The following is a 10,162-nucleotide window of genomic DNA, read 5'->3' as shown; positions in this document are numbered from 1 at the left end:
CCGCGACACCAACCGACCCCCGTTGAGGCGTTGCGGACCCCCCCCGAGAACAGGACGCCCCCCATCCTTGCGCCTGGCGCAAGGAAGGGGGCCTTCATGTACTTGGGTCGGGTGAGGAGCGACCGGACTCGGTGGGCACAACACCCGCGCCACCACGACGAACAGTCCTAGGACTCCAAGTACCGAAGCACCGCGAGAACCCGCCGGTTGTCCCCCTCGGACTGAGGCAGCGCCAGCTTCCCGAAGATGCTCGACACGTACTTCTCCACCGAGCCTGCCGAGAGGAACAGCGCCGCCGCGATGGCCGAGTTCGACCGGCCCTCGGCCATCAGGCCCAGCACCTCCCGCTCCCGCGGCGTGAGCCCGGCGAGCGCGTCCGTCTTCCGGGTGGCGGTGAACAGCTGGCTCACCACTTCCGGGTCGAGCACGGTCTCACCTTCGGCGACCCGCCGGAGCGCGTCGAGGAAGTCCGAAACCTCCGCGACGCGGTCCTTCAGCAGGTAGCCGACGCCGCCCGCGCGGTCGGCCAGCAGTTCCGTCGCGTACTGCGTCTCGACGTACTGCGAGAACAGCAGGATCGCGCACCCCGGCACTTCGGCGCGCAGCGCGATCGACGCGCGCAGTCCTTCGTCGGTGTGCGTCGGCGGCATCCGAATGTCCACAATGGACACATCCGGCCGATGCTCGCGCACCGCCGCGCACAGGCTTTCGCCGTCGGCGACGGCCGCGACGACCTTGTGCCCCCGAAGGTTCAGCAGCTCGACGAGCCCCGCCCGGAGGATGGCCGAATCCTCCGCGATCACGACGCGCACGCCGCCCCCTATTTCCGTAAAGGTATTTCCGCGCTGATCACCGTAGGTCCTCCCGGAGGACTGTCGATGTCGAGCCTGCCGTCCACCGTCGCGAGCCGTTCGGCGATCCCGGCGAGCCCGCCACCGCGTTCCGGCCTGGCCCCGCCTTCGCCACCGTCGCGCACCACGAGCCGCAAGGCGTCACCGACGATACCGACGTCGACCTCGATCGCGGCGGAAGTGTGTTTCGCGGCATTGGTCAGCAGCTCGGCGACGGTGAAGTAGGCGATGGTCTCCAGCGACGGCGACGGCCTGCTCGGCAGGCCCACGCTGATCCGCGCGTCGATGCCCGAGCCCGCGGCCAAAGTGGACAGCGCGACGTCGAGGCCGGCGTCGAGCGCGGCGGGGTGGATGCCGCGGGCGAGGTCACGCAGTTCGACCAGCGCCTGTTTCGCGTTGGCGTGCGCGGCGGTGACCAGGGCGGTGACCTGCTCGATGTCGCCGTCGCCGCCGGACAGCTCGTCCTTCGCGATGCCGAGCTTCATCGCCAGCGCGACCAGCTGGGCCTGCGCGCCGTCGTGCAGGTCGCGTTCGATCCGGCGTAACCGCCACGTCGCGTCGTCGACCGCGCTCGCCCGGCTGCGTTCGAGGTCACGCACGCGTTTGGAGAGGTCTTCGGCGCCGAGGATCCCGCGCACCAGCAGCCGGTCGAACTCGGTCAGCCCGTGGACCACCCACGGCATCGCCAGCAGCACGGCCAGCCCGGTGAGGGCGAGCGGCAGGGTGAGGGGCCAGGCACCGACGTGAAGGTCGAACGTCGGCATGGCTTCACCGTTCAGGGTGAACCAGAAGAACGGGTACGTCAGCGTGCTCACGGCGTACACGAACAGGACCGCGACCAGGAAGAACTCGATCAAGGCCACCGGGAGCCGGATCAGCAGGTAGGCGATCGACCGCCAGCCGCTCGGGTCCGCGATCTTGCTCTTGATCCCGTTCCACAGGCCCGGCCGCAACTCGGGCCGGTCGGGCGCGGTGACCGTCGTCCCGAGCAGCATCCGTGACAGGCCGATGTGCGCGGAGCCGATCAGCCGCGCGCCCGCTACGACGCCGATGAGCACCGGCAGCCCGACGGTGAGCAGGCTCAGGGCCGTCCCGAAGAGGAGCCCGAAGACGACGAGAACGGCGAGCACCAGCGTCAAGGGCGCGCCGACGATCACCCACGCCAGCTCTCCCCAGTACGCGCGGTTCAGCTGCGAGCCGAGGACGCGCCCGGGAAGGGCGAAACGGGTGATCACGGCTTCAGCTTGCCGTGACCACCCGCCCCACGCCCATCCAGGTTTCCCTAGTCTTCGCGGGTTTCGTCCGCCTGCGCGCGCTGGGACGCCTCGCGCATCTCGATGACGTCCGTGAGCCAATCGCCGGTCTCGCGGGCGATGTCCCGGATCGCGCCGGTGATGATCGTCGCGATGTTGCCGATATGGGTGGCCGCGGACTCGGTGACCTCTTGGACCACGTCCTTGGTGCTTTCGAACTGACCGACCATGTCAGACACCTTAAGCCGCTCGGAGGGTCTTGTCGCTCTCCACGGTAGCCGGAGTGCGGGGCTCGCCGTTCCACGGAAGGGCCAGTTTCACGATCTTCTTGGCCACCGAGAACAGCTGCTTGTGCAGGGGACCGGTGTTGTACGGGAGGCCGTACTTCTCGCAGATCGCCCGCACCTCGCCCGCGATCTCCGGGTAGCGGCGCGCCGGGATGTCCGGGAACAGGTGGTGCTCGATCTGGTGCGAGAGGTTCCCGGTCATGACGTGGAAGAGCTTGCCGCCGGTGATGTTCGCCGACCCGAGGATCTGCCGCAGGTACCACTGGCCTCGCGACTCGTTCTCGGTCTCCTCTTCGGTGAAGCTCTCGACGTCGGCGGGGAAGTGCCCGCAGAAGATGATCGAGAACGCCCACAGGTTGCGGGTCAGGTTCGCGGTCGCGTTGCCGAGGAAGGTCAGCGGCGCGAGCGGACCGGTCAGCAGCGGGAAGAGCACGTAGTCCTTGCCGACCTGGCGGCCCGCCTTGCGCACGATCTTCTTCAGCACCGGAACGTTCTCGGCCCAGGTCCGCTCGCCCTTCGCGACCCTGTCGACCTCCAGATCGTGCAGCATGACGCCCCACTGGAAGAACAGCGCGAGCAGCGTCGCGTACACCGGGTTGCCCAGGTAGTAGGGGTTCCACTTCTGCGCCGGATCCATCCGCAGGATGCCGTAACCGATGTCCCGGTCCTTGTCGAGGATGTTCGTGTACGTGTGGTGGATGTAGTTGTGGGAATGGCGCCAGTTCTCCGACGGCGCGACGGTGTCCCATTCGAACTTCTGCGAGCTCAGCGCCGGGTCACGCGTCCAGTCGTACTGACCGTGCATGACGTTGTGGCCGATCTCCATGTTGTCGAGGATCTTCGCCACCGAAAGCGCGGCGACGCCGGCGACCCACGCGGGCGGGAAGAACCCGGCGAACAGCAGTCCGCGGCCGGCGACCTCGAGCGCGCGCTGCGTCTTGATGACGTTGTGGATGTAGTCGACGTCGACCTGGCCGAGGTCGGCGACGATCCGCTGCCGGATCTCGTCCAGTTCGCGGCCGAAGTCCTCGACCTGTTGCGGGGTCAGTTTGTCCTGCAAGCCCGTCATGACCGGTCCTTTCTAAGCGTTGATCTCGACGTCCCCGACCGGGACGGAGATGCAGAGCTGGATCTCTTCGTTCTCTTCGCTGGAGGTCTCGCCCGTCTTGGCGTTGCGCACGCAGCCGGAGGTCTTGATCTGGGTGCAGGAGAAGCAGATGCCCATCCGGCAGCCGTGTTCCGGGCTGAGTCCCGCGTCTTCGGCCTGCTCCAGCAGCGGTTTCCCGGAGTTTTCGAACTCGCGGCCGCTGCGCGCGAACCGGACCTGCCCTTCGGCGTTCTCGGTGTCGAAGGTGAGCGCCGGTGGCGTGAACTCCTCGGTGTGCAGTTGTGCACCGAGGCCGTCGGCCTCGAACGCCTCACGGACCGAATCCATCAGCGGCTTCGGGCCGCACAGGAAGGTCTCGGCGTCGGGGTACCACGGCGCGGCCTCCGCGAGGTGCTCCTTCGAGAAGAAGCCGTGCAGGTCGCCGCCGGTTTTCGCGTGAGTGAACGCGTGTACCACGCGCAGGCCGGGCAGGCGGCGGGCGAGGTCGGCGAGCTCGGCGCGGTAGAGCGCGTCGTCGGCGCCGTTGGAGTAGTGCAGGAAGGCGACGTCGCCCTCGTGCTTCTCGTCCGCCAGCGTGCGCAGCATCGACAGGACGGGCGTGATCCCGCTCCCGCCGCTGAGCAACAGGATCCGCCGGGGCCTCGGCGACGGCAGGGTGAACTCACCGTCCGCAGTGGACAGTCCGAGGACGGAGCCCGTGGTGATCGTGCGGTTCAGATGCCGCGAAACAAGCCCCTGCGGGTCGGCCTTGATGGTCAGTTCCAGTGAGCCGTCGTGCTCCGAACCAGCGGGTGAGTAGCAACGGGTCCGGCGGACGCCGTCGATCTCGACGGTCACCCGCACGTACTGGCCCGCGACGTGACCCCGCCAGGCCCGGCTCGGCCGGATGGTCAGCGTGACCGTGTCGGGTGTCTGCCTCCGGACGCCGGTGACCAGGCCGCGGATCTCGCGGCGGACCAGCATCGGATCGACGAGTTCGAGGTAGCGGTCCATTCCGTGGGGCGTGAGCAGGGCCTCGGCCAGCGAGGCCAGCCGCCTGGCCCTGCGCGGTACCAGTGCCGTCATCACTTTCTCCCAATTTCAGTGAACGCTTGTACACTCAACAGTGAAGTGGCGAAGATCCCGCTTGTCAACGTGAGAGGACGGCGATGTGACGTGGGTGATACCGCGGAGGCGATTACGCTGTCGGTCGTGACAACTGAGCCCGTTTCCCGGCAGGAGCGCAAACAGCGCACGCGTCAAGCGCTGCTGGACGCGGCGCTCGACCTGGTCGCGGAACGCGGGTTCTCCGGACTCAGCCTGCGCGAGGTCGCGAAACAGGCCGGGATCGTGCCGACGGCGTTCTACCGCCATTTCGCGTCGATGGACGAACTCGGTGTGGCGCTCGTCGAGGAGTCCATGCGCACCCTGCGCACGATGATCCGCTCCGCGCGCACGAGGCCGTCGGCGTACAACGACATGATCCGCTCGTCCGTACGCGTGCTGCGCGAGCACGTGCGGGCGCACGAGGACCATTTCCACTTCCTGACCAGGGAGCGGTACGGCGGCACCGGCCCGGTCCGGCAGGCGATCGGCTTCGAGCTCAAGCTCTTCGTCAGCGAGCTCGCCGTCGACCTCGCGCGGTTCGACTTCCTCCGTGACTGGAGCACCGAGGATCTGCACCTGCTCGCCGACCTGATCGTGACGACCATGCTCACGACGGTGCTGGAGCTGCTCGAAACACCTTCACGTGACGACGAGATCGTGCGCACGGCCGAACGGCGGCTGCGGTTGATCTTTCTGGGCGTGCCGAGCTGGCGGAGTGTTCCGTAACCGGCGAAACCCTTGCTCCGTAAGTGGGGCTGAAAGCGTCCTTCACCGCATGACACGGGGTGAAGGACGCTTTCGTCACATCGGACGAGGGGAAAGCCCCCTTCGCCACGCCGTGCTTGAGCCCGGATCTCGCGTGCTTGAGCCCGGATCTCGCGTGACTGGAGGCCGCACTCGGTGTTCCGCCCCCCGATCACGCGAGTTCCGCTCCCGATCACGCGAGTTCCGCCCCCGATCACGCGAGATCCGTCTTCGATCACGCGAGATACGGCTCTGATCACGCGAGTGCGGCGCAGCGTCACGGCCGCTCCGACCCGCCTTATGACGTCGCCCACCTGGATCGATGGCTGGATCGATCGTGATGAGCGATGTCACGGAAAGATGCCGTCCGGATACGTTCAGCCAGGAAAGTTGTCGGTCGGACGTGGTAAACAGTGCGGGTTCGTGTGGTCCTCTCCAGCGAGGAGGTCGCCTGTGGCGGCAGAAAACGAGCAGCTCACGGTCGGTGTTGTCCGGGAAACCGGACAAGGTGAACGCCGCATCGCGCTGGTACCGAAACTCATCGAGCGCGTCTCCGGACGCGGACTGCGGGTGGTGGTCGAGCCCGGCGCGGGCGCCGGCGCGCTGCTCGCCGACGAGACCTTCGAGCAGGCGGGTGCGGTGATCGGCGACCCGTGGGATGCCGACATCGTGGTGAAGGTGGCGCCTCCGAGCGCGGCCGAAGTCGCGAAGCTCAAGCAGGGCACCATTCTCATCGGCTTCCTGAATCCACGGGGTGATCCCGAGGGGATCGCGGCGCTGGAATCGGCGGGCGTCCGCGCTTTCGCCGTCGAGGCGATCCCGCGGATCTCCCGTGCGCAGGCGATGGACGCGTTGTCGTCGCAGAGCAGTGTCGCGGGTTATCGCGCCGTATTGCTGGCCGCGGAGAAACTCACGCGCTTCTTCCCGATGCTCACCACCGCGGCGGGAACCGTGCCGCCGGCGAAGGTGCTCGTGCTCGGCGCGGGCGTCGCCGGGCTCCAGGCGCTGGCGACGGCGAAACGGCTCGGCGCGCAGACCACCGGGTACGACGTCCGGCCCGAGGTCGGCGAGCAGGTGAAGTCACTCGGCGCGAAATTCCTCGAACTCGGCATCGAGGCGGTCGGCGAAGGCGGGTACGCCCGCGAGCTGACCGAGGAGGAAAAGGCCGAGCAGCAACGCAGGCTCACCGAGGCGATCACGAAATTCGACGTCGTGATCACCACCGCGCTCGTCCCCGGCCGCAAGGCGCCGACCCTCGTCACCGCCGACGCGGTGAAGGGGATGCCCGCCGGTGGTGTCGTGGTCGACCTCGCCGGCGAGTCCGGCGGCAACTGCGAACTGACGAAACCGGGCGAGGAGGTCGTCGAGTACGACGTCACCATCTGCTCGCCGCTCAACCTCGCCGCGGAGATGCCCGCGCATTCCAGCGAGCTCTACGCGCGCAACGTCACCGAGTTGCTGGAACTGCTCGTCGACTCCGAAGGCAAGCTCGCGCTCGACTTCTCCGACGAGATCGTCGCCGGGGCCTGCGTGGCCGGCGCCGTCGCAGCCGAAGAAGAAGGAGGCGAGTGATGCTCGTAGGCAGCTTGGCGATCCTCGTACTCGCCGGATTCGTGGGATTCACCGTCATCTCGAAGGTGCCCAACACCCTCCACACCCCGCTCATGTCGGGGACCAACGCCATCCACGGCATCGTCCTGCTCGGCGGGCTGATCGTGCTCGGCCTCGGGGTCGACGGCGTACTGAACAAGATCCTGCTGGTGATCGCGATCGCCTTCGGCACGATCAACGTCGTCGGCGGTTTCCTCGTCACCGACAGGATGCTCTCGATGTTCAAGGCGAAGAAGCCGGAAGACGGTGGTGACAAGTGACGACCTTCATCGCCGTCCTCTACATCATTTCCTTCGCACTGTTCATCTACGGCCTGATGGGCCTGACCGGTCCGCGCACCGCGGTCCGCGGCAACTGGATCGCGGCGGTCGGCATGGGCATCGCGGTGATCGCGACGCTGCTGACTCCGGGCATGAGCAACTGGCTGCTGATCGCGCTCGGCGTCGCGATCGGTGTCGTCGTCGGCGTGCCGTCCGCGCGCAAGGTCAAGATGACCGCGATGCCGCAGATGGTGGCGCTGTTCAACGGCGTCGGCGGCGGGGCGGTGGCCTTGATCGCCTGGGTCGAGTTCCGCACCACCGAGGGCTACGCGCACGAGCCGGCGTATGTCGCGATCGCGTCGTTGTTCGCCGCGATCGTCGGTTCGGTCTCCTTCTGGGGCTCGAACATCGCGTTCGGGAAACTGCAGGAACTCATCTCCGGCCGCCCGATCACCCTCGGCAAATTGCAGCAGCCGGTGAACGCGCTGGTCCTGATCGCCGCGATCGTCTTCGCGGTCGTCATCGCCACCGGTGGCAGCGCCGAACTGCTGATGATCGGCCTGCTCGTCGCGGCGGGCATCCTCGGTGTGGTGGTCGTGCTGCCGATCGGCGGCGCGGACATGCCGGTCGTGATCTCGTTGCTGAACGCGCTCACCGGTTTGTCGGCCGCGGCCATGGGGCTCGCGCTCGACAACACCGCGCTGATCGTGGCGGGCATGATCGTCGGCGCCTCGGGTTCGATCCTGACGAACCTGATGGCGAAGGCGATGAACCGGTCGATCCCGGCCATCGTCGCCGGCGGGTTCGGCGGCGGCACGACGGTCGCGAGCGGCGGGTCCGGCGAGGTCCGGCCGGTCCGCAGCACCAGCGCGTCCGACACCGCGATCCAGATGGCGTACGCCAACAAGGTCGTGGTCGTGCCCGGTTACGGCATGGCCGTCGCGCAGGCGCAGCACGTGGTCCGCGAGATGGCGAAGCTGCTGGAGGCCAAGGGGATCACGGTCGCGTACGCCATCCATCCGGTCGCGGGCCGGATGCCGGGGCACATGAACGTGCTCCTCGCCGAGGCCGACGTCCCGTACGAACAGCTCAAAGAGATGGACGAGATCAACTCCGAGTTCGCCCAGACCGACGTCGCGCTGGTGATCGGCGCGAACGACGTCACGAACCCGGCCGCGGAGACCGATCCGGGCTCGCCCATCTACGGGATGCCGATCCTCAAGGTGAACCACAGCCGGTCGGTGATCGTGCTCAAACGCTCGATGAGCTCGGGCTTCGCCGGCATCGACAACGAGCTCTTCTACGATGCGAAGACAAGCATGCTCTTCGGCGACGCCAAATCGTCGGTGGGCGAGATCGTGGAGGAACTCAAAGCACTGTGACCGGCCCCTCGGAAGTCGTCGCCGCGTTCGACGACCCGGCCGACAACCTCGCGTTCGACGAAGCCCTCCTGCGCGCCGCACCGGAGGCGCCGGTCCTGTGGATCTGGCGCAACACCGACAGTGTGGTCGTGGGGCGGGGGCAGAAGATCGAACGCGAGGTCAAGGCCGACGTCTGTGCGAGCGACGGGGTCCCGGTGCTGCGCCGGGCCAGCGGCGGTGGCACGGTTTTCCATGATCCCGGCAACCTCAACATCACCCTCGTCCTGCCAGGACTCGGGCTGTCCGGGGAAGCCGTCAAACCGCTCGAAGCGCTCGGGGAACTGATGACCGCGACGGTGGCCGAACTCGGGCTGCCGTCGCGGCTCGGTGATCGGGGACTGTTCGTCGGTGACTCGAAGCTGTGCGGTTTCGCCGTGTTCCGGACGAGAACGGGCTTGCTCGCGCATTCCACCCTGCTCGTTTCGACCGCGGCCGAACGAGTCGGCCGGTACCTCACTTCGGCGCCTTCCGACCCCCGGCCACTCGACTCCCACCGGAGCCCGGTCGCGTCGCTCGCCGAACACGGCCTGCGCAAGGGTGTTGCCGAAGTCACGGACGCGGTCCGGGTGGCGGCGGCCGCGCAACTGGGTGAACTCACCACCCGGAAGCCCTCGCCCGGGGAGCTGGAGTGGCACAGCTCGCTCCAGCGCACGAGGTACCACTACCCGGAATGGCATTCCGAGGGCGCTCAGCGCAAATGACCGAAAACGAAAAAGGCCCTTTCGCGGAAATCGCGAAAGGGCCTTTTTCGGTGAGCTATTTTTCGGTGGCCGAGAAAGTGACGGCGGGCACCTTGCGGGCGGCGCGCGTGGTCTTCTTCGGCTCGGCGGCCTTCTTCACCGGCGTCTTGGCGGCGGCTTTCGGCGCAGCCTTGGCGGCGGTCGTCTTCGCGGCCGCGGCCTTCGGGGCGGCCTTCGTGGACGCGGTCCTCGCGGTGGTCTTCGGCGCTGCCTTGGCCGGGGTCTTCGCCGCGGCGGCGGCCTTGGCGCGACCGGCCGGAGCCTTCGCGGTGGTGGCCTTCGCCGCCGTGCCACGGGTCGATTTCGCCTTGGCCGCGGTGGCCTTCGCCGTGGTCTTGGCGGGAGTCTTGGCCTCCGCCTTGGGAGCGGCGGGCTTCTTGGCGGCGGCGGGCTTGCGGCCGGCGACACCCTTCGCGGCGGGCTTGCGACCCGGCTTCGCGGCCGTCTTCGCCTCGGCCTTCGCGGCGGTGGCGGCGGTCTTCGGGGTCGACTTCGACACCCGCGCGCCCTTGGGGCGCTGCACGACCCGGGGCCGCAGTTTGCGCCCACCGATCCGGCGGCCGTTCTCCACATAGGCACTCAGGATCTCCCGGAGTGCGGTGGCGTTGTCGGCCGAAAGGTCGATGTCGTAAGCGATTCCGTCCAAACCGAAAGCGACCGTTTCTTCGGCCGCCTCGCCGGTCAGATCGTCCAGCAAATGAACAGCAGTGTTCCTGGCCATGAAAAAACCTCCCGCGCTCGATCGTTCCACTGCGTAACCGGCACGGTGAACCCTGAACCCGCGGCTGATGACTCACGCAG

Annotated in this window: 11 protein-coding genes; 5 read left to right on the top strand and 6 right to left on the bottom strand. The window is 67.7% G+C overall.

Annotation, left to right across the window (positions count from 1 at the left end; translation table 11 throughout):
• Positions 1–167 precede the first annotated feature (167 nt).
• From ACFWMR_RS22605 to ACFWMR_RS22585, 5 genes are read right to left on the bottom strand one after another with little or no spacing between them, the layout of a single operon-like run.
• The gene (locus ACFWMR_RS22605) at positions 168–812 is read right to left on the bottom strand and encodes a response regulator transcription factor (RefSeq protein ID WP_378379761.1); all 645 of its coding nucleotides are present in this window, start codon (positions 810–812) and stop codon (positions 168–170) included.
• An 8-nt stretch (positions 813–820) separates the two neighbouring features.
• Positions 821–2,086: a sensor histidine kinase gene (locus tag ACFWMR_RS22600; RefSeq protein ID WP_378379760.1), complete on the bottom strand. Its 1,266-nt coding sequence runs from the start codon at positions 2,084–2,086 to the stop codon at positions 821–823.
• A 47-nt stretch (positions 2,087–2,133) separates the two neighbouring features.
• Positions 2,134–2,334: a hypothetical protein gene (locus ACFWMR_RS22595; protein ID WP_093934750.1), complete on the bottom strand. Its 201-nt coding sequence runs from the start codon at positions 2,332–2,334 to the stop codon at positions 2,134–2,136.
• Positions 2,335–2,344: 10 nt separating this feature from the next.
• Positions 2,345–3,460: a fatty acid desaturase family protein gene (locus ACFWMR_RS22590; protein ID WP_093934749.1), complete on the bottom strand. Its 1,116-nt coding sequence runs from the start codon at positions 3,458–3,460 to the stop codon at positions 2,345–2,347.
• A 12-nt stretch (positions 3,461–3,472) separates the two neighbouring features.
• Positions 3,473–4,564 (bottom strand): ferredoxin reductase, encoded by a 1,092-nt coding sequence (locus ACFWMR_RS22585; protein ID WP_093934748.1) that lies wholly within the window; start codon positions 4,562–4,564, stop codon positions 3,473–3,475.
• 90 nt (positions 4,565–4,654) lie between these two features.
• Here ACFWMR_RS22585 and ACFWMR_RS22580 point away from each other — a divergent pair, with 90 nt between their 5' ends.
• The 5 genes from ACFWMR_RS22580 (at position 4,655) to ACFWMR_RS22560 (ending at position 9,322) form a co-directional block, all read left to right on the top strand.
• A complete protein-coding gene (locus ACFWMR_RS22580; RefSeq protein ID WP_378379759.1) occupies positions 4,655–5,311 on the top strand; it encodes a TetR family transcriptional regulator in 657 nt (218 codons plus the stop codon).
• Positions 5,312–5,782: 471 nt separating this feature from the next.
• On the top strand, positions 5,783–6,901 hold the full coding sequence (locus ACFWMR_RS22575; protein WP_378379758.1) for a Re/Si-specific NAD(P)(+) transhydrogenase subunit alpha: 1,119 nt from the start codon (positions 5,783–5,785) through the stop codon (positions 6,899–6,901).
• A complete protein-coding gene (locus tag ACFWMR_RS22570) occupies positions 6,901–7,200 on the top strand; it encodes an NAD(P) transhydrogenase subunit alpha (RefSeq protein WP_007032801.1) in 300 nt (99 codons plus the stop codon). The genes ACFWMR_RS22575 and ACFWMR_RS22570 overlap by 1 nt, the downstream gene beginning before the upstream one ends.
• Entirely contained in the window at positions 7,197–8,582 is a 1,386-nt protein-coding gene (locus ACFWMR_RS22565) for an NAD(P)(+) transhydrogenase (Re/Si-specific) subunit beta (RefSeq protein WP_093934745.1), read from the top strand. Before ACFWMR_RS22570 ends, ACFWMR_RS22565 begins: the two co-directional genes overlap by 4 nt.
• A complete protein-coding gene (locus tag ACFWMR_RS22560; RefSeq protein WP_378278139.1) occupies positions 8,579–9,322 on the top strand; it encodes a lipoate--protein ligase family protein in 744 nt (247 codons plus the stop codon). Before ACFWMR_RS22565 ends, ACFWMR_RS22560 begins: the two co-directional genes overlap by 4 nt.
• Positions 9,323–9,377: 55 nt before the next feature.
• Here the strand turns inward: ACFWMR_RS22560 and ACFWMR_RS22555 are convergent, their stop codons facing one another.
• Entirely contained in the window at positions 9,378–10,082 is a 705-nt protein-coding gene (locus ACFWMR_RS22555) for an Lsr2 dimerization domain-containing protein (RefSeq protein ID WP_378379757.1), read from the bottom strand.
• Positions 10,083–10,162: the final 80 nt, after the last annotated feature.

It is taken from the genome of Amycolatopsis thailandensis (assembly GCF_042723255.1).
Classification (GTDB): Bacteria; Actinomycetota; Actinomycetes; order Mycobacteriales; family Pseudonocardiaceae; genus Amycolatopsis; species Amycolatopsis thailandensis.
Note: the sequence above shows the minus strand (reverse complement) of the source record. Positions and strands in the feature narration are given on the sequence as shown.

What these genes read in the sequence shown, in the direction of transcription:
- ACFWMR_RS22590 (WP_093934749.1), bottom strand. Translation starts at nt 3,460, where the DNA reads ATGACGGGCTTGCAGGACAAACTGACCCCGCAACAGGTCGAGGACTTC.
- ACFWMR_RS22555 (WP_378379757.1), bottom strand. Translation starts at nt 10,082, where the DNA reads ATGGCCAGGAACACTGCTGTTCATTTGCTGGACGATCTGACCGGCGAG.
- ACFWMR_RS22595 (WP_093934750.1), bottom strand. Translation starts at nt 2,334, where the DNA reads ATGGTCGGTCAGTTCGAAAGCACCAAGGACGTGGTCCAAGAGGTCACC.
- ACFWMR_RS22585 (WP_093934748.1), bottom strand. Translation starts at nt 4,564, where the DNA reads ATGACGGCACTGGTACCGCGCAGGGCCAGGCGGCTGGCCTCGCTGGCC.
- ACFWMR_RS22570 (WP_007032801.1), top strand. Translation starts at nt 6,901, where the DNA reads ATGCTCGTAGGCAGCTTGGCGATCCTCGTACTCGCCGGATTCGTGGGA.